The following is a 26,217-nucleotide window of genomic DNA, read 5'->3' as shown; positions in this document are numbered from 1 at the left end:
CTGGCGGGTCACTTCTCAATGACAACCCCGGGTCAGTTCCAAGCGACAATCAACATCCAGCAGTCAACCAGTGCTGCAATGGTCAGATGGTGACACTTCTGACGCCGATAATTACTGTATTTCGCAGTCGGATGCTCGAACGCTAAAACCTTCGTAGCCTTCTGAACTCAGGATTGCGGTGACTTCGTCAACCGTCATTTCACACTGCGGGCCTAGCACAATTTGCTCGATTGCTCGGCGTGCATCTGTTCCGTTATTACTATGCCGGCCGAACGGAAACTCGAAGTAGCTCACTGTGCGGCCCCGCGACTGGCGGGCCAACGGCTCCCGCCATTCCACTATTGAGCCGTCAGGATGAGCACTTACCATCTGTGTCAGTATCTCACCAGGTTCTGGCTTTTCGTGTCGTTGATTAAAGATCATGCGGACTTCACGCTCATACGCCCAAGTGCGGTGCTTAAGTGAGGTGAATGTGGCGAAGGCTTCCGATGCTGCTAGCACCGATGATAGTGTCCTTGGCTTGCCCATAGTCAATGCGGCCCTGATGGCCGCCTCTCTGAACACGGCTGGGGTGGTCTCGTCTGAGTATCGCACCAGCTGCATGCGGCCGGGTATCGCGTTCATCGCTGTTGGACGGAAGCCGATGCTGACGCCGGTGCCGCCGGCTGCATATTCACGCCACATAGGAAGCTCGTCGCCAGCCAGTCCGAAGCATACCGTATAACATGTGCTGGTTCGGCTAAGGCGTAGGATATCGGCTAGGAACGCAGCCATATCGCGTCGATTAAGCAGAGGAATGTCATCTTCCGTAAGCGCGTTCACGGCAGCGGAGAACAGCTCCCGTCCCATCCGGATTTCTCGGGGATCGTTGGAGGCAGTGACATCGGTCAGCCATAGCCTCTTTGATCTGACAATATTCTCAAAGGACTCGACATCGGCGTAGTAAAACAGGGGGGTTGTCGGCTTGTACTCAAAGTATGCCATGGACCGATTATCTACTTTTCGAGCCGCCGCGAGTGGCGAAAACGGTCATTACGGTGGCAGAAGTCCGCGTTTTCCACCACTGATTCTTTGCCGGTCGTCCCAATGTCGTCCCAGTCGCAAGTCGTCCCAGTCGGGCGGGGTGACGATAATTGATTTTATTGAGGTTTCTGGTGCCGGCAGCAGGATTCGAACCCGCGACCCCCTGATTACAATCAGGAGGTGAACTGGCAAAACGGGGGGAAAACCTCAGGATTTCTGCATCTTGGTTTACACTGTCGGTCGATATCGATGACCGATTTGTGGGCGTCTCCCGTATCGGCTGTAAACCAATCGACTGCCTCGTACACGGTCTTGGTCGCGCCGTCGGCGGTGGGGCATGACCTTCTTTGCTTTCACGCATAGCGAACCTGTCGAGACCCGTCAGCGTCTCAGGGACCTCCCGTGCAGAACTTGTCCCATAGTGCTTCCTTCCATTCCATGGAAAATAGTGCACCATCAAAATCCGGGATCAAACACCTAGGCTCCCCCCTATCATTGTCTAATGCGGGGCTTGGTGGTCTGGTCGCGGCATGCTGAACATCTCCGAAGAGACCTGGTATTCCCAGTAGCCGCAGCGGGCGATGGTCTGGGCAGCGACGTTGTCGAATTGACCATCGCGCAGGAATGCTTCGTTGATGTGGATACCCACCACCTGGGCGATGGCCATCACGCGATCACCCACGTCGCCGTTCAGATCCTTGACCGGCACGATGTCGGTTACCTTGCACTCCAGCGACGCCGGACTTTCGGCAACACGGGGTGCCGCGACGATCTCACAGGGGGCCGGTGTCAGGCCCGTGACGTCGAACTCATTGATCCCGGCAGCGTGTGCGCGCGACGTCTCGTTCAGCTGTGCTGCCAACGGGCGGGTTGCCATGTTGACCACGAACTCACCCGTTTCCATTGCATTGGTGATGCTGTCCTTGATGCCCTCGCTTGAGAACATCAACAGCGGTGGCTGTCCGGACAAGGCATTGAAGAAGCTATAGGGTGCAAGGTTGACCAATCCCGCATTGGAGATCGACGAAATCCAGCCGATTGGACGCGGGGAAACGATAGCGCGAAAGGGGTCATGGGGCAGGCCGTGGCCGGCCTCTGGGCGGTAGAACATGCATTAAACTCCGGGGTAGCAAACTCGGGCGCATAGCTTCATTGGGAGCCCGAGTTGTCAACTCGCCTGCCGAACGGTCAGGTCGGCGGTTCGGTCGTGGTCAAGCAGGGCAGGACGCGCTGCCGAATTTATGAATCCACAATGGCAGGATCAGTTCAACAGGCTGTCTAGCAAGGGAAAAAATACCTCGTACGGTCCGCATTTGGCACGGCCTGTACGACACTGGGGCTACGTGAAATGATCTGTCGCAGCAGTCTCCAAGGCTTTGGGCGGCATCGCAAACCATCTGTTCGCATATTGCAACGATGGGTCGGTAAGAGCAGCCTGATATCGACGCTCAGATGCCATGCCAGAGATTGGTTATCGCTCTCGTTGGCGTAGTCAAGATATTGAAAACAAATCATTTCGGCCGATTCGAGATGTAACGATGAGCAGGAGGACTGCGTCTGAAGTGGTGCAGTTCGCGGTGCTGTGCCCCCGCTCAAGCGAGGCCCTCGCCGATGTTCCGGCTATTGCTCACGCCCCCAGGATCGGCAAGTAAGGTCCATGTTCGCGCTGTGCAGAACCCGACGGGGTACAACTTGGGCCGCGCTGTGAGTCGTCTTTTGAGGAGGTATGCAATGAAGAAGCAAATTATCGGTGCCCTGGCTCTGGCCATAACCCTGACCGGTGCGGCCCAGGCGCAAAATCTGCGAATGATCGAGAGCTGGCCAGAGTCCAATGTTATGGCCTACATGCCGGCGGTCCAGTTCAAGAAAAACCTTGAGGCATCCTCGGTCGGGCTGACCGTAGACATCTTCGGGCCTGAAACCGTCCCTGCCTTCGAGCAACTGACACCGACAACGGCTGGTGTATTCGATCTGATCTATACCTACCCGGCTTATCACTCCAAGGCGTTGACCATTGCGACCAACGCAATGGAGCCAGACATGACAAAAATTCGCTCTTCGGGCGTTTTCGACGTGATCGACAGTTATTTCCAGCAGGAACACAATCTCAAGCTGCTGGCCAATGTTGCCGTTGGCACGTCGGGCTATCACTGCTATCTGCGTGAACCACTGAGCGCGGATGGCGACTGGGCGGGTCGCAAGCTGCGTGGCGTTTCGACCTATGTGCCCGTGATCGAGGCACTGGGGGGGGTGGCCGTCAACACCGATATGAGCGAAGTCTATTCCGGTCTGGAGCGCGGTGTTGTCGATGGTGCCTGTGCCCCGCGCAGTGTGTTTCTCTCCACCCGCCACTACGAAGTAGCCAAGTACCGGGTCGAACCGGCCTTTGGCCAACTGGTCTCCTACATCGCCATGAACCTAGATACCTGGAAGGGTCTATCGAGCGATCAGCAACAGGCCGTCGGTGCCGCCGCCATCCAGACTGAAATTGACACCATCCAGATTGGCAATGATGCCGCCGCCATTGATCTGAAGGCGCTCGAAGATGCGGGTGTCGAGGTGCAGACCCTGTCTGACGAAAACGCCATGAAGGTTGTCGGTGCCTACTATGATGGCGTATGGGCGCTGGCTCAGGATTGCTGCGGTGAGGAAATCGCCAATTCGCTTCGTTCTCGTGCGTCGGAGGCTGGCCTGACCCGCTAGTGCGGCGCCAGTCCGGGGAAGAGATGAACTCAGTCTTTAAACACATGGGGTCAGCGCATGATGCGCTGACCAAGGCAGGTTTCGTTCTTGCGCAATTGTGCCTGCTCACCATCGTGCTGTCCTATAGCTACGAAATCGTGGCCCGGTATTTCTTTAATGCCCCCACTTGGTGGTCCAACGAAATCGTCGCCTATGCCCTGTGCATTGGAACCTTCCTCACGCTTCCCGAAGTGACCCGTACCAAGGGGCACATCGCCATTGATTTTGTAATCGGCATTCTCGGGCCGAAGTCCCGTCGTACCACCAATATTGCGATTGCGCTGTGCAGCGCCATCACCTGCCTCATCCTCGCCTGGCTGTTTTTGCAGGCCAATATAGCTCAGTTCCAGCGCGGCGAGATGATGGTGCGTGTCAAGCCGATTCCCAAGGTTTGGCTCTCGGTATGGCTGACCTATGGATTTGCCAGCGCGGGCCTACATTTCCTGCGGCATTGCTTCACTACTGACCAAGAACCAGAATCGGGCATTGTCTGATGGAATGGTGGATTATTATCGTTGGCAGCCTATGTGGTCTGCTTGCCATCTTCCTGACCGGTGCGCCGCTCTTTGTTGGCTTCCTCATCGTCAATTTGCTCGCGGTGGTGATGCTGATCGGCGGCAGTGGCACCCTTCTGGCAACCAATTCGATCTTCGACTCGTCCAACATCAGTTCGCTTTCGGCAATTCCGTTGTTCATCCTGATGGGCGAAATTCTGACCCGTTCAGGGTCGGTCGAAAACATGTTCAAGGCAATTGATGGCCTGGTTGGCCGGATTCGAGGGCGCCAATATGTTCTGACTGTTATCGTCTCGGTTGTCTTTGGAGCATTGTCCGGCGCTGCCATGGCTGTTGCGGCAATGTTGGGCAAATCGCTCTACCCGACCATGATGAAGCGCGGCTATGACAGCCAGTTGTCCATCGGGGCCATTCTCGCTGGAGCCTCACTTGCGCCCATCATTCCGCCAAGCGTGCTGGCTGTCGTCATTGCAACGCTGGCCGATGTGTCGATAGGCGAAATGCTGATTGCGGGCGTCGTGCCAGGCCTGATCGCTGCGGGACTGTTTCTGGCCTATATCTTCACGCGGGTAACACTACGGCCTGAACTGGCGCCCGAGGCTGATGCGTCGGAGATGGAACGGAAGGGCGTTTGGCATTCACTGCTGCTGCTGCTGCCCTTTTCGATTATCGTCTTTGCTATCATGGGTTTGATCCTGTTGGGCATTGCAACGCCTGCAGAGGCGGCCGCAAGTGGTGTCATTGGCTCTGTCATTGTTGCCATCGTCTATCGCCAGTTTTCCCTGGGGATGTTGCGCGAGGCGTTCAAGAGCGCAATGCTGATAACGGCCATGATCATGGTGATCGTAGTTAGCTCCAACCTGTTCGGCCAACTACTGGCATTCTCGGGCGCGACCCGTGACTTGGTGGCATTTGGGGCGCAGTTGTCCGGTTCACCCTATCTCCTGCTGTTCATGCTGATGGCGATTGTGTTTGTCATGTGCATGTTCATCGATCAGATTGCTCTACTGTTGATCCTGGTGCCCATTTATAAGCCCCTCATCGAGGCTGCGGGATTTGATCCGATCTGGTTCTGGGTTCTGGTCTTGCTGAATCTCGCTGTGGGAGGGATCACGCCGCCCTTCGGCTACACCCTGTTTGCCTTCAAGGCGACCAGCGGTGAGCTCGATCTAAAATCCGTCTATCAGGCGGTCTGGCCTTGGGTAGGGGTCTTCTTTGTGCTGATGGTGATTGTTGCCCTAGTGCCGCAAACTGCGACCTGGTTGCCCTCCATAATGCGATAATGCGTGCCGCGGAAACCGGGTCCATTCCACAATCAGCGGCGCCCAAAATGGTTTCGATCCACGCCCCCCGCGCGCGGACGAGTCCCAAAGCTCATCGTCGGACACGGGAGAACATCTCTTGCCTGGCGCGCAATCGCAAACTCGCGGGAGCCGAGAGCGTGTCCAATAAAGGGTGTCCGCAAGTCGAGGGGCGACAGCGCCATTGGGACGCGCCAGCACGGGGGAGGGGAGGGAAGCCGTGGGCAAGTTCGTTGCCGCCCGCGCGGCGGCGATCGTTGCTTCCCGCACCGGCAAGCACTGGGTTCCGCTTCTCGAGCATGTCGGCGATAGCGTGCCAGCGGTGAAAGCTGTTTTCACCCGGGACCTGCGCACCGCCATGATCAGGCTCAAGGCTTCGGCCGGCAGATTACACCCCTTTCACATCTACCATCGCCACATGATTTCGGCGCTGCACCCCTGGTTGGCGTTCTGGCTGCTGGCCAAGGCGCCAAATGGCAAGGCCCCGCACAAGCGCCTCCCTTGAAGTTCTGCGCGCAAACCTGACACTGCAAGTGTTCTGCCTCTGGCTCATCCGAGAGCCAGAGGCAGATCGTGTCCGTTACTCCGCTCAACCAAGCGGTTTCGGGGTAACCGCCCCGAAGAGGCCGGCAAGCCGTCCTCTATCCCGGATGGAACGGATCGGGGATCCGTTCAAGGATGCCGTCCCGGCAGCCACTCGTTGATAAGAAAGAAGACCCGAGCCAGGGGTTGACGCCGGAGAAGTCCGCCTATCCTCACCCACCCCAGCTGCATGGCAGCTGAGGACCGCGCCGCAGGCGCAAGTGGACAAATCCGGGGTCAAGTCTGCCTCCGGGCCCCAAACTCAAAATGTGGGCGACAGCGCAAGCGGCACCATCTTCCCCTTCTGGTCCAGCCGTCGCGGACCCGAAGGGGCCGAGCGGCATTATGAGAAAGGGAGCGGCAGATGACCTCGATCGTGCCCCTCAGCGTGGTGGAACTGAGGCTTGGCCTCCACGCATTTCTGGCTTGGCCGTGCTGATCAGCGCGCGGGTACTGCCGGCAGGCTGACGAGGGGATCGCTCGTTGATGTCGCGAACGAGCTCCAGACAGCCCTTCATCCGCTCGCCGACGGCCCAAAGGAAGAAGCGGCCCACGAGGTCCACTGCAACACGCACCAAAAATGGCCTGAAATTCGGGCGGCGTCAGTTCCCCCAGAGCATTGCATCGAGATTTGGGGCGATCGTATATCCTTTGCCGCTGGCTGCGACCAGCGCTGCAATGGCGGCGCGGATATCGTCGGGCAACTGGCGTCGCGCCCAATGAATCGGACCGCCGAGATAGGCAGGAAAGCCGAAGCCATGAACCAGCGCCAGGTCGATCGATTCGGTATCGCGGGCCACCCCGCTTGCGACAAGCCGGGCGCTAGTATTGATCATTGATGACAGCAGCCGCCACTGAATTTCGGTCGGTGTGAAGTTGGCAGGGTTGGTTTGTGTTTGAAGGATCAGACTCTCTACGAGTGGATCAGGGGCACCCCTATCGCTTACGGAATAGTCATACCAGCCTGCACCCGCACGGCGGCCGAATCGCCCCATTTCGCAAAGTTGGTCGGCCAAAGACGAGTAGCGTGTCGCCGGGTCGCGTTGCTCGGCCAGACGTCTGCGTCGGGCCCAGGCGATGTCCAGACCCGCCAGATCAAATACGGCAAACGGTCCCATCGGAAAGCCGAATGCTGTCATGGCGGCGTCAATCTGCTGGGGTAGGCAGCCTTCATCGAGCAGAAACTCGCATTGCTCTCGGTACGCGGCAAAAATCGCATTGCCGATGAAGCCTTCACCCACACCGGTGACGACAGGGACCTTGCCCAGAACGCGTACCAAGCCAAGGACGCTGGCCAGCGTTGTCGGACTGGTTTGGGCGGCATCAACAACTTCCACCAGACGCATCAGATGGGCTGGATTGAAGAAATGCAGCCCCACTACGCGATCGGGCCGTGTGGTCACTGCAGCAAGAGCGTCGACATCGAGATAGGAGGTGTTGGTGGCCAGAATAGTGCGGGCCGGCATCACGGCATCGAGCTGCTGCAGCAGCGCCTTCTTGGCCTCCATATCCTCGATAATTGCTTCCACGACCAAGTCCGCGTCCACGAGATCCTCGGGCCGTACCACCGCAATGTTGGCCAGAACGCTGTCGACTTCCTTGATTCGTCCCCGCTTTTCCAGGCGGTCAGCTTCTGTTCGGATGGCGATGAAGCAGGCGTCACGTGCTGCCGACACGTGATCAGTGATTTGAACCTGCTGTCCACGACGGGCGCAGGCCAGTGCTATGCCCTGACCCATGCGCCCGGCACCCACCACACCTATTTTTTTAGCAGGTGCGGCCCCTTCGCTGACGGCGCGTTTGAGGGCATGGCGTTCGGCAAAGAACAGATAGCGCAGCGCTTTTGATTGCGGTCCCATGCGTAGCCGCAGAGAGACTTCACGTTCCGAAGCGAGCGCCGCGTCGGCGGGCAAAACCAGTGCCCGCTTGATGGCGGCCACCGCCTCCGGAACGGCATCTTGTCCGCGGCCGCGCCGCAAAGCCGCCGCTTCGGCCGCAGCAATTGCCTCATCGGTTGCAGGTCGCGGTAGCAGGGTTCGCAATAGCCGCTTGGTGGGCGCCCTGTCGAAATATCCCAGGGCGTCTGCGAGCAAGTCATTTGATGCCAGCTGATCCAGCAGGCCCATCTCAAGCGCCTCCGGCGCCTTGACACGGCTGCCACTAGTGATCAGGGCAATTGCCGCTGCGGCCCCGATTAGAGGCAAGGTGCGCAGTGTTCCGCCGGCGCCCGGTATCAGCCCCAGCGTAACCTCGGGCAATCCAACCACAGCCTCGCGGGTCGCGATGCGGGCGTCGCAGCCCAGGGCAATCTCGAAGCCCCCGCCCAGACAGGCCCCATCAATAGCGGCGATCACCGGCGCCGGGCAGGTTTCAATTGCCGCAATTAGCTCTGGCAAATGGGGGGCTACCGCCGGATGATCGAATTCGCGGATGTCGGCCCCGCCAACAAAATTGCCGCCAGCGCCGCGTACGATCACTCCAGCCAGCCGGTCCGCACACGAAGCGGCCTGCACCGCATCAAGCAGCGCATGGCGCATGGCTCGGGATCCCGCATTGATCGGCGGAAAATCGATGGTCAGTATGGCAATGCGTCCAGCGGCGCGTTCGGCCCATTCGGTATGCACCTGCCCTGGCAGATCGGAAGTCATGGTCATGTCATTCTTGTCTCAACGGCCCTTGAAGACTGGCTTGCGCTTTTCGACAAAGGCGGCCTGAGCCTCTCTGGCGTCCTCGGTCTTTGACAGAGCCAGCGTCAGCCCCTGCTCGTAGCGATAGGCGTCACGGACCGGCATCTCGGCCACCGTGTTGAAGGCCCGCTTGGCCGAAGCCAGCACGACCGGGCTTTTGGCGGCGATCTCGCGCGCATATCCCATGGCTTCGGTCATCAACTGGTCAGCAGGCGTCACCGCCTCGATCACCCCCAGCCGATACAGTTCGGAGGCCGGGTAGCGGCGGCCGGTAAAATACATCGCGCGGGCACGGGACTTGCCGAACACCTCGCCGATGAAGGCGGCGCCACCGGCCAGGCCAACGTCGACTTCAGGCATCTGGAAAAACGCGGTGTCTGAGGCCAGCATGATGTCGCAAGCCAGCATCAGTGCGAAACCAGCGCCGATCGCCGGACCATTGACGGCCGCAATCACGGGCTTCTCACAGTCGGCGACTGCATAGAAGAATTCTCGTACCAGTCGATTATTGCGGATGTATTGGCCCTGGCTGGCCACCATGTTGACGCGTTCCTTGATGTCGGCGCCGGCGGAAAAGGTCGTGCCTGCCCCGGTCAGGATAATGACGCGCACAGTGTCATTGTCGCTGAGCCCGTCAAACAGCTCAATCAGCTCTTCGCGTGACTGCTTGGTTTGGGCGTTGACCGGCGCACGATCGGCGGTAACGACAGCGATGCCCTCGGCGATCTCGAGGCGGTGGTGGACAAGTGTGTTTGTCAGGGCATGGTCCTTTCCTGAAAGCGGTGAGCGGAGCCCGGGGGGCGAGCTCGAACTGGAGGATAGGGGAAAGTGCGGGCCGCCCGCAGGCATCGCACCTGCAAAGCATGTTTGCGGCATACTGAAAGGTAGCGGGTAGATTTCGCGACGCGCCGGACTAGGGTGTACTGATTGGATGGCTGAAAGCTATGGAATCGCAATGTTCAGAATTGGGGCCTTTGAATTGACCAGTATTCTTGATCTGGTGGTCGAGGAACCCATGTCACTGTTCCCGGGCTGGAATGATCAGGTGCTCCAGGATTATGGTGACTGGTTTGATCCAGCATTTTTCAACGCCAGCGCGGGGCACTTCAATTCCAGCATCCATTCCTGGCTGGTGCGCGGCCCCAGGCAGACGGTTCTCATCGATACTGGCGGCGGCAACAATAAACCACGCCCGGCCTCGCCGCGTTTCGACAATCTGAAGACCAGTTACCTTGCCAGCTTCAAACGGGCAGGGGTGCATCCTGAAGAGGTGGATTATGTGATCCTGACCCATCTTCATGTTGATCACATTGGCTGGAACACCAAGTTGGTCAATGGGCAATGGGTTCCCACCTTTCCCAACGCGCGCTACTTGATGACACGGGCCGAGTACGATCTGCGCGACCCCGCAAACGGCGCACGCGACCGACCCGCTACGACGCATCTTCCGTTTATCGACAGCATTGCGCCACTGCTGGCCGCCGGCGTCGTCGATTTCATCGACAGCACAACGACCGCTGAACTTGACGGCATAAGTTTTCTGCCCAGTCCGGGCCATGTCCGCGACCAATTGGCCATATCGCTGCGCGCCGGCGATGCCGAAGCGTTCTTTGCCGCTGACAGTCTGCACCAGCCCATTCAGGTACGTTACCCTGGCTGGAACAGTAAGTATTGCGAGGATGGCCCAACCGCCATCGCGACGCGTCATAGGCTGCTGGCACATGTTGCCGAAACCGGCGGACTTCTGTTGCCCTCTCACTTCGCGCGCCCTGGGTATGTGCGGGCAGATGGCACTGGCTACACATTCCACATGGCCGAGGAGTTCTAGAGCTGGCTGCTAAAAGCCACTCGCGGCTGCGTTTGATCGTGGTTCCTGTTTGGACCGCCCCTGTTAGGCAAGAGGTAGTTTGACGCGTTGATGGTGAACTGGGTCAGGTTCATTCATGTGCCCGGCCTGTTCACACGGATGGCGCGGCCGGCGGCGAAATCGCCATCGGCGCGCTCAAGGGCTTTCTTGACGTCCACTGCGGCGCCCGCGCCGGATGCGCCGAGTTCTCGTGGCAGGGCTACGACAATAATGGTCCAGCTTGCTGTCGTGGTTGGCTCCTCATCGGCACCGCAGGCCGCCTAGTTGGCCACTTCTTCATCCGCAACCCCGACAACTCAGGCTTGGTCTGCGAACTGGTGTAACTTCGTCAACAGCACGTCAGGTTCCGCGGAGTTGCCGAACCTGCTATTTGGCAGACGCCACTGGCGCCGATGCACCCACATTGAGCTTGCGAAACTCCTTGCTCAGAAAATCCACAAAGGCCCGGATCTTGGGCGGAAGGTGTGCGCTCTTCTGAAAAACCGCGTAGACGCCGTTCTCAAACTCGCTAAAGGTGACTTCATAGTCCGGCAAAACGCGCACCAGCCGTCCAGATGCCAGATCCTGTCGCACCGTCCAGTCGTTCATGATAGAGATGCCAAGGCCGTCGCACGTCGCCTGGAAGATCGCCTGACCGCTCTCCGATTTGAACGCGCCCCCGACCCGTAGCTCGATGTCAGGGTCGCCCGACCTGCGAAAGCGCCAGACGGCCTCACCATCGGTAATCCGGTAGGTCAGGCAGGAATGGACCAGCAGATCCAACGGCGTTTCAATGGGCGGATGAGCCGCTAGGTATTCAGGCGAGGCACATAATAGTCGCTCGCTCGGGGCCAGCTTTCGCGCGACCAGCGAAGAGTTCTCCATGGACCCCATGCGAATATCAATGTCGATACCCTGCGCAACGATATCGACTGCATAATTCGATAGCTGCAGGTCGATCGATATCTCGGGATATATCTTGAGGAAGCGCTTGAGCGAAGGGACTACAAGCTGGTGCCCTACCACCATCCGCGAGTGTATGCGTAGCAAACCACGGGGGGCACTGCTCAGATTGGTCACGGCGGCTTTGGCATCGCCAATTTCATGCACGATCGCCAGTGTTCTCTGAAAGTAGATGTCTCCCGCTTCAGTCATGCTCAGCCGCCTGCTCGTCCGATTGAGCAGTCGCGCGCCCAGCGATTGTTCGAGATCGGATATGTGACGCGAGATCGATGCCGGAGAATAGCCCATCCGCCGTGCAGCCTCAGACAGTGATCCAGCACGCACAACGGCATGGTAGATCTCCACGGCACGCAACCATTCCATGCCAAGGTCCTTGAGCGAGAGTTGAAGTTATCTTTACGTATTTCAGAAAGATGCTGCGCGGTCTATCTCGTTTTGCCGCCACGTCATGTGACGTAGAAGCGGACCCAAAGCTATATCAAAGCCGGGCGTGCAAGTTGCGCTACCGACGGTGTTTGAGGGGGTATGAGAGCATGGCAGGCGCATTGTCGCATCTACGAGTTCTGGACCTGTCGCGGGTCATGGCCGGTCCTTGGGCCGGTCAGATACTGGCCGATCTAGGGGCCGATGTGATAAAAGTGGAGCGTCCAGGCTCGGGAGATGACACCCGTAGCTGGGGACCGCCATTCCTCATGGATAGTGATGGCAATGAGACCGGCGAGTCCGGCTACTATCTGTGTGCCAACCGGGGCAAGAAGTCGGTTACCGCCAATCTGAGCACGCCCGAGGGTCAGGAATTCGTCCGTGAACTGGCCAAGTCAGCGGACATCGTCCTGGAAAACTTCAAGACCGGTACACTCAAGCGCTACAGCCTGGACTTTGAGAGCTTGCGCGCGATCAACCCTAAGCTGATCTATTGTTCCATCACCGGCTTTGGACAAACCGGGCCACGTCGCCAGCAGGTTGCATACGACTTCCTGATCCAGGCGATGGGCGGGATGATGAGCATCACGGGCGAAGAGGACGGTCGCCCCGGGGGGGGGCCACAGAAAATCGGCGTACCCATGGTCGATCTGACCACCGGCATGTTCGGCGTCATTGGCGTATTGGCTGCGTTGTCGCGTCGGGCCGTCAGCGGGGAAGGTGAATATGTCGACATCGCCATGCTTGATGTGCAGGCGTCGTTGCTGGCCAATCAGGCCATGAACTTCATGCTCACCGGGCAACCGCCCCGCCGGTATGGCAATGGTCATCCAAATATTATGCCGCAGCAGGTGTTCGCTTGTCGCGATGGCAAAATGGTACTGGCCGTAGGCAATGATGGCCAGTTCCAGCGCCTGGCTGTGGCCCTTGATGACACAGAGATGGCCAGCGACCCACGATACACCTTCAACAAGGGGCGCGTTGAGCATCGCGATGAGCTTCTGGCGCGGCTCGCCGAACATTTTGCTGGTCATGATCGCGCCGATCTGCTTGCCAAGCTCGACGCAGCCGATGTCCCGGCCGGGCCGATCAATTCCATTGGGGAAGCACTTGAAGAGCCTCAGATATTGGCCCGCGACCTCGTCGGCACCCTGCCTCATCCGCTTGCCGGGGAGGTGCCGCAAGTGTTCAGCCCGATTAGACTGACCAATGCCAGCTTCCGACCCGAGACCGCAGCGCCTCTGCTGGGTGAGCACACCGAAACCATGCTGAAGTCTCTCGGATACTCGACCGAGCGTATCGCGCAAATGCGCTCAGCAGGCCACATATGACAGGGCCAGTCTGAAGTGACCGACAATCAGCCTGGCCGACCGTTTCGGTTTGCCTGCAACAGAAGGGCATTGCCAATGGAAAGCTATGATTTCATCGTCATCGGGGCCGGCAGCGCGGGATGCGTGCTGGCCAACCGGTTGTCGGAAGATCCGCGCAACAAAGTGCTGCTGCTTGAAGCCGGCGGCTCTGACAACTACCACTGGATTCATATTCCCGTGGGCTATCTGTACTGCATCGGCAATCCACGTACCGATTGGCGTTTCACCACTGATCCTCTGCCCGGGCTGAATGGTCGCACGATTGCCTATCCCCGAGGCAAGGTGCTCGGTGGCTGTTCGTCGATCAATGGCATGATATATATGCGGGGCCAGGCACGCGATTATGATCACTGGCGCGACCTGGGCTGCACTGGCTGGGGCTGGGATGACGTTCTTCCTATCTTTCGCAAGCATGAAGACTTCTATCGCGGCAGCGATGACCTGCATGGCGCTGGTGGCGAGTGGCGGGTCGAGAAATCCCGCGTCCGCTGGGAGGTCCTGGATACCTTTCTCGATTCGGCCGTTCAGGCCGGCATTCCACGTACGGCGGACTTCAACACCGGCAACAATGAGGGGGGTGGTTACTTTGACGTCAACCAACGATCGGGCATTCGCTGGAACACGGCAAAGGCGTTCCTGCGGCCTGCGCGTCACCGAACCAATCTGCACGTCCTCACCAAGGCACACGTGCGGCGGCTGGTGATTTCCGAGGGCGTCGTGACCGGTGTCCAGTACACGCGTAAGGGCGCCGCCCATACCGCCAATGCCAGTAGGGAAACCATTTTGAGTGCCGGCGCAATCGGCTCCCCGCATATTCTCCAATTGTCCGGCCTGGGGCCCGGTGGCGTGCTGCAGGCGGCCGGCATCCCCAGCCTCAGGGATATGCCGGGGGTCGGCGAAAACCTGCAGGATCACTTGCAGTTGCGCATGGTCTACAAGGTAAATGGCGTCCGCACGCTCAATGAGCAGGCTTCGCGCCTGATGGGAAAGGCCGCCATCGGACTCGAGTATCTGTTCAAACGGACAGGGGCGATGTCCATGGCCCCCAGCCAGTTGGGTATCTTCACCCGATCACGCCCCGAGGAGCCGACGGCGGATCTTGAATTTCACGTTCAGCCCGTGTCGTTGGACAAATTTGGCGACCCGGTGGATAGTTTTCCGGCCATTACAGCCAGTGTGTGCAATTTGCGACCGGAGAGTCGGGGCTCGGTCCATGTTCGATCTGGCGATGCGGCTGTGCCGCCGGCGATCCAGCCGAACTACCTGGCGACCGAACGGGATCGTGACATCGCAGCGCAATCTATTCGTCTGACTCGCAATATTGCCGCCCAGCCCGCATTTGCCCGTTATAGCCCCGAGGAGTATCGCCCCGGTCCCGCCTATAACAGCACCGAGGATCTCGTTCGAGCAGCCGGCGAAATCGGCACCACCATCTTCCACCCTGTTGGTACCTGCCGCATGGGCAGCGATACCGAGAGCGTAGTGAACGAGCGGTTGCTGGTACGGGGCGTTGGGAGGTTGCGCATTGCCGACGCTTCCATCATGCCCACCATCACTTCGGGCAACACCAACTCCCCAACCATCATGATCGCCGAGAAGGCAGCAGCAATGATCCTTGAGGATGCTCGGGGGCGCTAAGTGTTTAGTATCGGAGTTTGGTGGATCGGAACTAGCCTGAATCTTTCTGGCTCCGACGTCCAGATTTTGCAGATGTACTCATAGGGTGTGAGGCCCTTCAGGGTCTTCAGCCGTCGCCCATAATTGTAGGCGTTGATGAAGTCTACGAGATGGGCCTCGAACTGGCCGTGGCTGTCATAATGGAAGCGTTTGACAGTGGCTTCCTTGATGGTCCGGTTCATGCGCTCGACCTGGCCGTTTGTCCACGGATGCTTGATCTTGGTCAGCCGGTGCTCGATGCCGTTCTCACGGCAACGCATGTTGAACATGTGGGTCATGTAGCGAGCAGTCGGTCCGTCGGCGTAACGGGGCGGGAAGGTGAACTGGATGCCGTTGTCGGTAAGAACGGTGTGGATCCGGTGCGGTACCGCTTCAATCTGGGCCACGAGGAAAGCAGAAGCCGACGCCCGGCCAGTCTTCCTGACGACCTGGACGACGGCGAATTTTCTCGTGCGATCAATGGCGACGTAGAGATAGAGCTTGCCCTTGGCGGTCTGCACCTCGGCAATGTCGATATGGAAGTAGAAGCCGATCGGCAGGAGATTGGTCTTCTGAGCTTCGAGCCAGGTGCGTGCCGCCGCGCCCTGGCACCGGGGACAATGCCGGTTGCGACAGGAGTTGTAGGCGATGCGCTGATGCCCGCAGTCAGAACAGGCTTCGACGTGACCGCCAAGTGCCGCGGTGCGGCAGGTCTCGATCGCTGACATGACCTTGAGCTGGTCCAAGCTCAGATGCCCGGCACGGGCGCTCCGATAGGCGGGGCCAGCAGCACGGACGATATCAGCGACCTCGATGGCGGCGCGCACCGGTTCAAGGGTCGGGTGGTACCTCCGTCGGAACGAAGATGCCTAGACGGTCGAGCGGACTGGTGACGGCGCGCATCCAGCACCATGCCTACGGATAAGACCAGCCATCATGCATGACCCGGAAAACACGTAGCGGGGCGCCTGCTTTGCTCGGGTCGGCGCGCAGGTAGAACACCGCCCGCTGCTGCTGGCCGAAATTGACGAAGTCGACATTGATGGTGATCATGCCGCGCAGCATGGGCTGGTCGGGGTCGGGCATCGGCTCGTCAACCGAACCATCGAAGTCCTGGGCGCCATAGAGTGGATGGGCGCCGACGTCGCCGGAAGTGAGCCAGGCGACAATATCGTCCGTGAAGTAGCTGTGCGCCACGCCCGGATCCAGTGGGGCGGCCATGCTGGTGCCCTCGGACAGGAATTGGCGTTCATAGATTTCGCGTACCAGGTCCTGTGCCTGAGCGACCGGATCAATATTCGGGTCCGCAGCGTAAGGTTCATCGGCGGGCTGCCCGCTGGCCACACTTTGCTCAGGGTAAGTCGCGTTATCGGGCATAAGATAGCGCTGGGCGACCCAACCGGCTTTGCTCATCGAATGGTTGCGCATCAGGCACCAGCGCGGCGGCAGCGCGTCAATCTGGGCCTGCGTCATCGCCATGTAGTGGGCGGCGTTGTAAAACGGCACACAGGTGATCTGCTGCAGTCTGCGCTCATTATGGGCGAAGGCCTCAATTATAGGATAATCAGTGCCCGGGCCCATGCGGGCATTGAGCCGATCGCTGGCAGCGACCCCCGTGACGCGCCAGGCGTCGGGCCCGTGACCGTCGATCTCGGCATGTGCCGCACTGACGGCAAGGGCGAGCGCAGCCGCAGCAATGATGGTCCGCAGCGCCTGAAGGGTGATCGCACACTCTCGATTGCCGGCCATGGCTATTCCACCTCCAAAATGGCGCGACCAAGTACCTGGCGACCACTGACGTCGAGGAAGCGCACCTCGTAACGGCCCGGCTCGTCCGGCATTTTCAGCTCTATCGTACTTTCCGTCCCCACCTTCTGGGCCGAGATCCAGCTGAAGTCAGCCTGGTCGGCGCGCGCCAGCGAGATGCGCTGGTCGGCGCTGTCGGTGCCACCCGCCCACGATATGGTGATGGTCTCGCCTGCACTGGCCTGCGCGGGCGCGCTGAGAGAGGCACCATCGTCGAGTGGTGCATTGGCGTCGACGACCTCGATGGCATGGCTGACCATGGTGCGCCGACCTTCCTGAAGGACATAGCGCACCTCGTAGAGACCCGGCTCGACCGGCGCCGTCAGCTTGTTCTCCTTCAGGTCCCGGACCCGGAAATAACCGCCTTCCGACCCCTCATCGGCACCAGCCGGCACCATGGTGACATAGTCCTGCGGGTGGATGGACGCCGACCAGCTCACGGTGAAGTCTGTCTCAGCCCGAACGATATCGGGGGCGTCGAGGGCAATTTCGGCCTCAATCACCTCCACCGGCGCGGACGCCAATGTGCGCCGGCCTTCCTGGAGTACATAGCGCACCTCGTAAAGACCCGGCTCGGCGGGCGCCACAAGCGTGTTCTCAGCGTCATCGCGGACGCGGAAGTAGTTACCCTCCGACCCCTCATCGGCCCCGGCAGGGACGATGGTGACATAGTCCTGCCGGTGGATCGAGGCCGACCAGGTCACCGAAAACTTGGCACCGGTTGTCACCTGCTGCGGCGCGGCAATGCCCAGTTCCGCCTCAAACACCTCCACCGGTGCAGATGCCATGGTGCGCCGACCTTCCTGGAGCACATAGCGCACCTCGTAAAGGCCCGGTTCGGCTGGTGCCACCAGCATGTTCTCAGCGTCGTCCCGGACGCGGAAATAATTACCCTCCGACCCCTCATCGGCCCCAGCGGGAACGATGGTGACATAATCCTGCCGGTGCATCGAGGCCGACCAGGTCACCGGAAAACTGGCACCAGTCGTCACCTGCCGGGGCGCGGTTATGCCGATTTCAGCGTCGACAACTTCCACGGGCACTGCGCCAAGCGTCCGCTTGCCATCCTGTTGCACATAGCGCACCTCGTAGAGGCCGGGCTCGGCCGGCGCGACCAGCGCGTTCTCGGCGTCATCCCGGACGCGGAAGTAGTTTCCCTCCGACCCCTCATCGGCCCCAGCAGGAACGATGGTGACATAGTCCTGCGGGTTTATGGAGGCCGACCAGGAGACGGGGAAACTGGAACCGGTCGTGACACTTGCTGGCGCTACAAGCTCGATCTCGGCTTCGGCAACCGGTTCCGGCTCTGGCTCGGGTTCAACCGGCGGTGGTGCCATCGGCTGCAGATCCATGACCGACTGCACCTGCGCCAGTGCATCCTTCAGTTCTGCGGCGTTCTGGGCCGGCACAAACACACCGCCGGTGTTTTCGGCAATGCAGGCGAGATCGGCATGGGCTTCATCCTTGAGATCGAAGCCGACAACATGGGTGGTGAACTTCACGCCCTGCTGCGCCAATTGCGCGGCCAGCGCGCAGGGGTCAGCCTGGCAGGTCTCCACGCCGTCCGAAATCAGCACCACGGTTGCGGGATTGTCGCGATAGGAGAGGAGCTCGGCCGCGTGCTGGACTGCGGTCGAGATGGGCGTCTTGCCCCTGGGTCGGATGGCGTTGACCGTATCGATGAAGCTTGCGCGGTCGAGCGGCCCCGGCTCAATCAGGGTTTCGATATCGCCGCAATCGCCTTCCGAGCGGTGACCATAGGCAACCAGCCCGAGATTGGTGCCATCTGACCAGCCATTGACCAGGTCCGCCATCACCTCGCGCGCGATCTCGATCTTGCTGACGCCATCAATCTGGCCCCACATCGAGCCGGAGGCGTCATAGACGATCACCACGTCTTCGGCCGCACTGGTCGGAGCGATGGACATGGCCATGGCGGCCGCAGCAGCCAGCACTTGCAGAGCTTTCATCATGATCTCCCGGTCAGAAAAGTGGTCTAGGCGGTGGGTATGCTGGTCGCATGGGGGGTAGGGGCTCCCCCCTGGCCGAGCGCCCGCGCTTTCAAATTGCGGAACTTGGCAGACATCTGTTCCAGCCTTGCCTCCCATTCGGGATCGGGCTGCTGGCCTTCAATGGTCTTGAAATAGACCTGCATCAGGCAGGCAAGAGCGAAGGGCTCGAGCAGCGCTGCCTTGAAGCTCCAGGCAAACAGCAGCGCGAAGACCAACCCGCCAGCGGCCCAAGCCCCCGGCATCAGGTAGACGAGCAGCGCGGCAGGGGCCAGCATGATCAGGAACACGAGGAAGCTCAGCAGATAGACGATGGCCGCCAGCCAGGCGGCGTTCTTGAGCATCACCTTGTAGTTCTGACCATAAAGGACCAGCGCTTCCTTGGCCGAACGCCACGGGTTGGTCGAACCGGTCCGGATGGCGTAGGCGAGGATGACCTCGTCAACAAAGCCGATAGCGACCCGCAGGAAAGCATGCAGGATGCCCGAAATCTGGCTCTTGCCAGGGATAGGGAGGATAGACAGGATACCGCGCACCAGCCCGGTGATGGCGCCAATCACGCCCTTGATCAACTGGTCGATGGCAAACAGCACGCTGGCCTGCGCAAAACGCTGCTGCACCACCTGGGTGGCATGAGTGATCTGGGATTTTCCCTCCGGCATTGGCTTGCCATCGATCAACTCGACCAGAACGGCGATATGACCGGCCTTGACGATATAGAGAATATACTCGCGGGCCCAGTACATGATGGCGCCAAAGATGCCAAAGCCCGCAAAGCCGCCCCACAGGGTCGAGCTTGCCTGGAAGTCGCCGTCACCGAAGCCGCCGATACCATAGCCGATGCCCGCGCCGGTTCCCGTCACCAGGATATAGCCAAGGGTGATGCCGAAATAGACCGCCATGCGCAAGACAATGAACGGCATGGTGCGCAGCATCATTCCCAGTGCGCTGCCAATGTTGAAATCCCACATGCGTTTTCTCCCGCGAGTCGTAGTTGGCGCAGTCTAGCGAGAGCATGTCCGAAGCGCCCCGTTCGTTTGAACGGGGACATTGCAGAAAAACGCTATAGGGTGTGGACTATACGTCCGTTTTCGAAGCAGCGGGTGGGCTGGATGCAAGAACAAGACGGAGGATGGTAGACTTGTTGAGAATATGGACGGAGCCAGGCATTCTTGTTGCATTCCTGGCGGTCAGCACACCGGCAATCGTCAGCGCTGGGGAGGTCGAAAGACTATCATTGCCTGACGACGCACTTGTTCTGGAAGTGCAGGGCGCCATTGCCAACACCAATGTCGATGGCGCTGCGGTGTTTGACATGGCGATGCTGAAGGCGCTGCCGCCGGTCGCGCTGGAAACCACGACGGCGGTAACTGACGGGGTACATCGGTTCGATGGCTTTCTGATGCGTGACCTGCTCGAACTGGTCGGCGCCAACGGATCGGTCGTCACGGCGGCTGCGCTGAACGACTACGTCATCGATGTGGATATCGAAGAGTTCTATCGGTTTGACGTCGTGGTGGCCTACGCCATGGATGACGAACCGCTACTGGCCAGCGACAAGGGGCCGCTCTGGATCGTCTATCCGCGCGACCAGCATGGCGAGCTGCAGGACATCCGCTACGATTATCGCTGGGTCTGGCAATTGAACCGGCTTGAGGTCAGATGAACAGATCGATGCGCACCCTGGTCGGTGTCATCTTGCCGGCCCTCACTATTGCTGTTTTCATTGTCCTGCTGGCGTTTTCCCTGCTGCGTCTTGCCGGCATTGAAAGGGACATGCGCATCGAAGCGTCCCAGAACATGCTGTGGGTAATTTCACGGGCACATGTCGCCAGCCTGCAATTGAGTAAAGCGGCCGCCAGACACACCGCAGACGAAACCGGCCGTTCCGCGTTGGCGCTGCGCTACAATGTGTTCCTCAGCCGCGTGGCCTTGCTCTACGATGGGCCGCAGCGCCGCCAGATGGAAGATCTGGGCTTTGCCGATGCGCTGGACAGTTTTCGCCGCGACATGCCGGAGTTGGACGTCCTTGTGACGGACCGCGACCGGGTTGACATTCAGCGCGTCGATGCCTTGCTCGAACCCTATAATGACATGCTGGGGCAGGCCGCCAACAAGGCCATGATTACCGAGTGGGACAGTCTGGGCGGCAGGCTCGACAGCTCGCGCGCGCAACTCTGGCAGATCATCGTTTCGTTGCTCGGCATAGCGCTGGCTGGCGCGGTGCTGTTGATCCACTTCATCATGGCAATACGCGATGCCAGGGAACGCACACGCCTGCTCAACAAGGAAAAGGCGTTCTCCCAATTACTGATCGGCTCCAGCGGCGAGGGCATTGTGGCCGTCGATCTCGACCGCCGCTGCACCGTCTGGAATGACGCTGCTGGACGCCTTTTTGACCGGTCTGCCAACACAATAATCGGCCGCACGCTCGGCGATGTCTCCGGCTTTTTCCAGATCGACCGGATCGCCCAGGCGATCGACGAGTCCCTTGAGGGCCGACCTGCCGCGCTGTTCGATCAGCCATTCTTTCCCTCCGGGCAGAGCGAACCGCGCTATGTGGACCTGCACTGTTTTTCCCTGCGCGATGGCGCGCGCATCATCGGCTCGATCCTGCTAGTGTCCGACGTCACCGAACGGCGGGCCACGCAACAGGAAATTACCGATCACCGCGACCATCTCGAGCAATTGGTGCACGCCCGGACGCAGGAACTCGACGCTGCGCTGACGCGCGAACGGGCCACGGCAGAGCTCTATCGCAATTTCGGCGCGATGATCTCACATCAGTTCCGCACCCCACTGGCCGTCGTCGATTCTGCCCTGCAACGCCTGATGCGACGCAGCGACAGGCTATCGCCAGCCGAAGTGCTGGAACGCGGTGGCAAGGCCCGTCAGGCCATCGCCCGCCTGATCAAGCTGGTGGAAAGTACGCTGGACGCCGCTCGTCTCGATGCCGGCCAGATCGAGATTGCCAGCCAGCCTTGTGATCTGGGCCTGCTGGCGCGTGAGGTCTGTGCCCGCCAGGCCGAACAAAGCTCGGAGCGGCGGATCACCGTCGCGCTGCCACAGGGACGCTCCGCCATCGCTCATTGCGACCCCGTTCATGCGGAAAACATCCTGATCAATCTGCTTTCCAACGCCGTCAAATACTCACCGGCAGGTTCGGCGATCACCGTCACTGTCAGGACGACCGAACACGACATTGAGTGCGCGGTGCGCAATCAAGGTGCACTTGCCTCACCCGCCGAGCGTGGGGCGCTGTTTGAGCGGTACTTCCGCGGCAGCAATGCTGAGGGCCGACCGGGCATCGGTATCGGGCTTTATATGGCCAAAACCCTGGCGCGGATGCAGAGTGGAGATGTGCAACTGGCCGATGACAGCGACGGCCAGATAACCTTCACTCTCATCCTGCCGCGGGCTGATGCGCTGTCGGCGGACTCGCACAGGCCCGCCCTGGCGTCGGAAACGATATGACTGACGCCACCACCTCCCAGCGAAGCCAGGCGGTCATTCTGTGTGTGGAAGATGAGGACGATCTGCGCCGTGACATTGCCGACGAGCTCGCCGAAGCGGGCTACCGGGTCATTGAAGCCAGCGATGGTGAAACCGCGCTGGCGCGCCTGGATGCGACCCGCCCCGATCTGATCCTGTGCGACATCTCCATGCCGGGCCAGAATGGCTACGCGGTGCTGCGGGCGGTGCAGGACATGGCCCCCGACTATGCCGATATCGCCTTCGTGTTCCTGTCGGCACTTGGCGATCCGCGCGAAATCGTCGAGGGAAAACGCCTGGGGGCCGACGATTACCTGGTCAAGCCGATCGACTACGATCTGCTGCTGGCGACGGTCCATGCCCGCCTGCGCCAGATCGCGCGCATGCGCACGTCGTTTCCCGCAGACGCGGCGGAAACTGACGACGCGACGCTGATTGACGCACATGGCCTGACACCAGCGGAGGCACGCATTGCCGTGGCTCTCACCGAAGGTCAACCATTAGCGCAAATCGCCGCCGATTTCGGCGTATCGCGCACCACCGTCGCCTTCCATATGCGTAATATATTCCAGAAGACCGGCACAAGTCGGCAGGCGGCACTGGTTTCGCTCCTGCTCAAAAGCCGCTGATCTCGCCGTCTGGCGCGTGATCGACATGACGCAGAAGACCGCCTGAAGGAGCAGGCTGACAGCAACCCCCAATCTGGGCCGCACGAGCACGACCCGCAGCCCGCTATGTGCGCGCGCTGGATGTTTCTCGTGCTAACTCAATGAGCTCGTCCAGATCGCGGCGGAGCTGCTCGAGGGCAAATCCGAGCCCGAAAAGACGCTCGAGCGCTGCGGTCGAAAGCGAATTCGTCACACCGGTTCGTCGCATTTCGTCTACCGCTACCTTATAGCCTCTCACGGCTGGGGCCAGGGTGTTGAAGTCCTCTGGTACCGGCTGTCCCACAAGAAGCTGGCTTGTGCACGTTAGTGTGGCGGCGGCGCATCTGGCGGCGTACTGCCAAGTCGTGGCAGCGCTGTCGCGCAGTGCATCGCTACCCACTTCGCGCGCTGCGCGGCGGAGTACATCGACATCGTGGCGTACCCGTCTCAGCGTCAAGAGCAAATTCTGTCCTGCAGGAGCTAAGACGCGCCACTGCAGTCGTTCCTGGGCAGTCTGGTCTACAAGCGCTGCGAGCCGAATGAGTTTTCTGCGGGTTTCGGACGACTTGGTGTTGAGAACTGCATGGTCCGCGAGATCACTGGATGCCAGCGCCTGCAACTGTTCGCCCATGAGGCGTGCGATCTGGCTGGCCGTCTCGCCGACCAATCGAGAAGCCCGGGCAGGCGCGATCAGGACAGACACCAGAAGGGCGATGCCGCACCCCAAAGTCACGCCAGCAATGCGATAGACGGCAAGGCCCGTTGCAGTCAGGTCCAAACCGGATCCGCCCAGCAGTACCACAGCGGCGGTGATCGGGGCGACCAGAAAACCCGCTGAACGAGTCGCCAGGATCGTGAGGGGTGCCAGCGCAATTCCCAAGGCTAGGGCGGTCGAGAGAGCGTCATCAGGCGCGATCGCCAAGGCGATGCCAGCCGCGTAAACGGCGCCGAACAGGGCGCCGATGAACTGATCAAACGCCCGCCTGAGCGAGCCCTCTACATTGCTCTGGGTCACCAGAATGGCGGTAATGGTCGCCGACAGCCCTTCCGGCAGGCCGAGCGCCCGGGCCAATGCAAAAGCGGCCACCCCGCCCAATGTCATACGCACGGAATGGACGAGCAACCATCGATACCGGGAGTGCAGGTTTGCCATCTCAGTCACTGTACTTCTTGTTGCTGCTCCAGCTACTGCCCTGCGGGTCGATGATCACCAAATTGATCCCCGCTGCAGTTGCGGGCCTTTCGCCTGGTTGTGCTTCGTCTCCGTTAGCACACACCGGTTTGCTCTCCCAACACGGCAACTTGACCTGAGCAATCTTGCAGCGCAATGGCCCCACTGCAAAGTGCACATCCACGCGCCAGATGGTTGGCGAACAAGACACCCGGCAACCTCGTACCGCCCGCTGCGCGCAAATGAACGGCGACATGACGGCCCACGGAGCGGGCTATCAAGAGTTTGGACTGGCAGTAGTCAGCACGGCTTTTAGCGACTAGCGTGAACTTTGGTGGCTGCGCCGCGGACGTGGACATCAGTTTTCCTTGTTGAGGAGAGGCATATGTCTGGTTTTCCAACGGAAATGAGCCGTCGCCAACTGCTGGCGATGATCGGTACGGCGGCCGGCAGCGTCGCAATGTACAACGCCATGACGAGCCTAGGCTTTGCCCAGGAGTCAACCTATTCCGGCCCTATCAAGCTGGAGGGTGATCCCAAGGGCGCAACTGTACTTGTTCTGGGCGCTGGCCTCGCGGGCATGACTGCAGCGCTCGAACTGCGTGACGCAGGTTACACGGTCCAGATTCTGGAATATCGGGAGAAGGCCGGTGGCCGCTGCTGGACATTGCGTGGTGGCGACAAATATGTCGAGCTCGGCGGGGCCGAGCAGGAAGTCCAGTTCGCCGACGGCAATTACATCAATCCCGGTCCGTGGCGCATCCCCCACCACCATTATGGTGTGCTCGACTACTGCAAGCGGCTGGGCGTCAAGCTCGAGCCGTTCATGCAGGTCAACCACAATGCCTATCTGCACAACACAGATGCCTTTGGTGGCAAGCCGCAGCGCTTCCGTGAAATCGCGACCGACTATCGGGGCCACGTCGCCGAACTGCTCGCCAAGGTCGTCAATCAGGAAGACCTGGACGAAATGGTGACGGAGGAGGATGCCCAGTTGCTGCTGGACTCTCTCAAGAACTTTGGCAGGCTTGACGAGAACTATGGCTATGTGAAGAGCGAAGCGGCATCAGAATATCGCGGCTGGGAGAGACCTCCCGGCGGTGGCGTTGATGGTGCGCCGATACCCTCAGAGACGATCGGCTTGAGCGATATCCTGCAGTCGGGCCTGTGGGCCAATTTGGTAACCGGCGATTCGATCGATCATCAGGGCACCATCTTCCAGCCGGTTGGCGGCATGGACATGATTGCACAGGGCTTCGAGAAGGTGGTTGGTGATCTGATCACCTATAATGCCAAGGTCACCAAGATCGACCAGAACGACACTGGGGTTACTGTCACCTATGTTGACAGCAGGGGCGCCGAGGGTGAACTGACGACCAGCGCAGACTACTGCATCTGCACTATTCCGTTCTCCATTCTGGGGCAGATTGAACACAACTTTTCGGGCCCCATGACGGGCGTCATCGACTCCATGTTCTATGAGGGTTCGATCAAGTTCGGCCTTGAATTCAAACGCCGCTTCTGGGAGCAGGATGAGCGGATCTATGGGGGTATTACCTATACCAACCTGCCGATCTCGCAGATATCCTACCCCTCGAACGACTATTTCAGCGACGGCCCCGGCGTGTTGCTGGGCGGCTATAGCTGGGGGGCCACTGCCTATCAGTTCAACGCCCTGGATCCAGAAGATCGTGTGGCCAAGGCCGTGGAATATGGCGCTCAGATCCACCCGCAATATACCGAGGAATTTTCCAACGGCGTGTCGGTGAGCTGGCATCGTGTGCCGTGGGTGCTGGGCTGTTATGGCATCTGGGCAGATAAGGAAACCCAGTACGCCACGGCCGCCGCCATGGACGGTCGCACGCTGATGGCGGGCGAACACATCTCCTATCTGCCGGCATGGCAGGAAGGTGCCATCCTGTCCGCCCTCGACGCTGTCACGCGCTTGCACAAGCACGTTGTGGGCGCCTGATCACCGCTACCA

Annotated in this window: 22 protein-coding genes; 12 read left to right on the top strand and 10 right to left on the bottom strand. The window is 59.9% G+C overall.

What is annotated here, in order from left to right; all coding sequences use genetic code 11:
• Positions 1-111: 111 nt before the first annotated feature.
• Both ABFY71_RS02480 and ABFY71_RS02475 read right to left on the bottom strand, forming a co-directional pair.
• Entirely contained in the window at positions 112-984 is an 873-nt protein-coding gene (locus tag ABFY71_RS02480) for a DUF2971 domain-containing protein (RefSeq protein ID WP_347944512.1), read from the bottom strand.
• Between the two features lie 538 nt (positions 985-1,522).
• On the bottom strand, positions 1,523-2,134 hold the full coding sequence (locus ABFY71_RS02475) for a flavin reductase family protein (protein ID WP_347944511.1): 612 nt from the start codon (positions 2,132-2,134) through the stop codon (positions 1,523-1,525).
• Positions 2,135-2,754: 620 nt separating this feature from the next.
• Here ABFY71_RS02475 and dctP point away from each other — a divergent pair.
• The 4 genes from dctP (at position 2,755) to ABFY71_RS02455 (ending at position 6,086) form a co-directional block, all read left to right on the top strand.
• Entirely contained in the window at positions 2,755-3,726 is a 972-nt protein-coding gene (gene dctP / locus ABFY71_RS02470; RefSeq protein ID WP_347944510.1) for a TRAP transporter substrate-binding protein DctP, read from the top strand.
• Positions 3,726-4,259, top strand: a complete 534-nt coding sequence (locus ABFY71_RS02465) for a TRAP transporter small permease (protein ID WP_347944509.1) — start codon at positions 3,726-3,728, stop codon at positions 4,257-4,259. Before dctP ends, ABFY71_RS02465 begins: the two co-directional genes overlap by 1 nt.
• Positions 4,259-5,563 (top strand): TRAP transporter large permease, encoded by a 1,305-nt coding sequence (locus tag ABFY71_RS02460; protein ID WP_347944508.1) that lies wholly within the window; start codon positions 4,259-4,261, stop codon positions 5,561-5,563. Before ABFY71_RS02465 ends, ABFY71_RS02460 begins: the two co-directional genes overlap by 1 nt.
• 238 nt (positions 5,564-5,801) lie before the next feature.
• Positions 5,802-6,086 carry a hypothetical protein gene (locus ABFY71_RS02455; protein ID WP_347944507.1) on the top strand — a complete coding sequence of 95 codons (285 nt, stop codon included), beginning with the start codon at positions 5,802-5,804 and terminating at the stop codon, positions 6,084-6,086.
• Between the two features lie 679 nt (positions 6,087-6,765).
• Here ABFY71_RS02455 and ABFY71_RS02450 read toward each other — a convergent pair.
• Positions 6,766-8,700, bottom strand: coding sequence for a 3-hydroxyacyl-CoA dehydrogenase NAD-binding domain-containing protein (locus ABFY71_RS02450; protein WP_347944531.1), 1,935 nt, complete (start codon positions 8,698-8,700; stop codon positions 6,766-6,768).
• Between the two features lie 129 nt (positions 8,701-8,829).
• Positions 8,830-9,699, bottom strand: coding sequence for an enoyl-CoA hydratase/isomerase family protein (locus ABFY71_RS02445; protein ID WP_347944506.1), 870 nt, complete (start codon positions 9,697-9,699; stop codon positions 8,830-8,832).
• 106 nt (positions 9,700-9,805) lie between these two features.
• Between ABFY71_RS02445 and ABFY71_RS02440 the strand changes: the two genes are divergently transcribed.
• Positions 9,806-10,678, top strand: coding sequence for an MBL fold metallo-hydrolase (locus ABFY71_RS02440; protein ID WP_347944505.1), 873 nt, complete (start codon positions 9,806-9,808; stop codon positions 10,676-10,678).
• Positions 10,679-10,776: 98 nt separating this feature from the next.
• Positions 10,777-11,040, top strand: a complete 264-nt coding sequence (locus tag ABFY71_RS02435; protein WP_347944530.1) for a hypothetical protein — start codon at positions 10,777-10,779, stop codon at positions 11,038-11,040.
• A 43-nt stretch (positions 11,041-11,083) separates the two neighbouring features.
• Here ABFY71_RS02435 and ABFY71_RS02430 read toward each other — a convergent pair whose 3' ends face one another.
• Positions 11,084-12,022, bottom strand: a complete 939-nt coding sequence (locus ABFY71_RS02430) for a LysR family transcriptional regulator (protein WP_347944504.1) — start codon at positions 12,020-12,022, stop codon at positions 11,084-11,086.
• A gap of 170 nt (positions 12,023-12,192) precedes the next feature.
• Here ABFY71_RS02430 and ABFY71_RS02425 point away from each other — a divergent pair, with 170 nt between their 5' ends.
• Positions 12,193-13,413 carry a CaiB/BaiF CoA transferase family protein gene (locus ABFY71_RS02425; protein WP_347944503.1) on the top strand — a complete coding sequence of 407 codons (1,221 nt, stop codon included), beginning with the start codon at positions 12,193-12,195 and terminating at the stop codon, positions 13,411-13,413.
• Positions 13,414-13,488: 75 nt separating this feature from the next.
• The gene (locus tag ABFY71_RS02420; RefSeq protein ID WP_347944502.1) at positions 13,489-15,090 is read left to right on the top strand and encodes a GMC family oxidoreductase; all 1,602 of its coding nucleotides are present in this window, start codon (positions 13,489-13,491) and stop codon (positions 15,088-15,090) included.
• On the opposite strand, the gene ABFY71_RS02415 is transcribed toward ABFY71_RS02420, so the two are convergent.
• The 4 genes from ABFY71_RS02415 to ABFY71_RS02400 form a co-directional block, all read right to left on the bottom strand.
• Entirely contained in the window at positions 15,087-15,935 is an 849-nt protein-coding gene (locus ABFY71_RS02415) for a transposase zinc-binding domain-containing protein (RefSeq protein ID WP_347944501.1), read from the bottom strand. The two genes, ABFY71_RS02420 and ABFY71_RS02415, sit on opposite strands and share 4 nt — an antisense overlap.
• Before the next feature lie 88 nt (positions 15,936-16,023).
• Positions 16,024-16,857 (bottom strand): SH3 domain-containing protein, encoded by an 834-nt coding sequence (locus ABFY71_RS02410; RefSeq protein ID WP_347944500.1) that lies wholly within the window; start codon positions 16,855-16,857, stop codon positions 16,024-16,026.
• Positions 16,858-16,859: 2 nt separating this feature from the next.
• On the bottom strand, positions 16,860-18,884 hold the full coding sequence (locus ABFY71_RS02405; RefSeq protein ID WP_347944499.1) for a vWA domain-containing protein: 2,025 nt from the start codon (positions 18,882-18,884) through the stop codon (positions 16,860-16,862).
• A gap of 26 nt (positions 18,885-18,910) precedes the next feature.
• Entirely contained in the window at positions 18,911-19,894 is a 984-nt protein-coding gene (locus tag ABFY71_RS02400; protein ID WP_347944498.1) for a hypothetical protein, read from the bottom strand.
• A gap of 266 nt (positions 19,895-20,160) precedes the next feature.
• Between ABFY71_RS02400 and ABFY71_RS02395 the strand changes: the two genes are divergently transcribed.
• From ABFY71_RS02395 to ABFY71_RS02385, 3 genes are read left to right on the top strand one after another with little or no spacing between them, the layout of a single operon-like run.
• Positions 20,161-20,589 carry a putative pterin-binding protein gene (locus ABFY71_RS02395; protein WP_347944497.1) on the top strand — a complete coding sequence of 143 codons (429 nt, stop codon included), beginning with the start codon at positions 20,161-20,163 and terminating at the stop codon, positions 20,587-20,589.
• A complete protein-coding gene (locus ABFY71_RS02390) occupies positions 20,586-22,397 on the top strand; it encodes a sensor histidine kinase (protein WP_347944496.1) in 1,812 nt (603 codons plus the stop codon). The genes ABFY71_RS02395 and ABFY71_RS02390 overlap by 4 nt, the downstream gene beginning before the upstream one ends.
• Positions 22,394-23,044, top strand: coding sequence for a response regulator transcription factor (locus ABFY71_RS02385; protein ID WP_347944495.1), 651 nt, complete (start codon positions 22,394-22,396; stop codon positions 23,042-23,044). The genes ABFY71_RS02390 and ABFY71_RS02385 overlap by 4 nt, the downstream gene beginning before the upstream one ends.
• Before the next feature lie 103 nt (positions 23,045-23,147).
• Here the strand turns inward: ABFY71_RS02385 and ABFY71_RS02380 are convergent, their stop codons facing one another.
• Positions 23,148-24,215 carry an FUSC family protein gene (locus ABFY71_RS02380; protein ID WP_347944493.1) on the bottom strand — a complete coding sequence of 356 codons (1,068 nt, stop codon included), beginning with the start codon at positions 24,213-24,215 and terminating at the stop codon, positions 23,148-23,150.
• Positions 24,216-24,618: 403 nt separating this feature from the next.
• Between ABFY71_RS02380 and ABFY71_RS02375 the strand changes: the two genes are divergently transcribed.
• On the top strand, positions 24,619-26,205 hold the full coding sequence (locus ABFY71_RS02375; RefSeq protein ID WP_347944492.1) for an NAD(P)/FAD-dependent oxidoreductase: 1,587 nt from the start codon (positions 24,619-24,621) through the stop codon (positions 26,203-26,205).
• Positions 26,206-26,217: the final 12 nt, after the last annotated feature.

The sequence above is a fragment of the Devosia alba genome, from assembly GCF_039938915.1.
Classification (GTDB): domain Bacteria; phylum Pseudomonadota; class Alphaproteobacteria; order Rhizobiales; family Devosiaceae; genus Devosia; species Devosia alba.
Note: the sequence above shows the minus strand (reverse complement) of the source record. Positions and strands in the feature narration are given on the sequence as shown.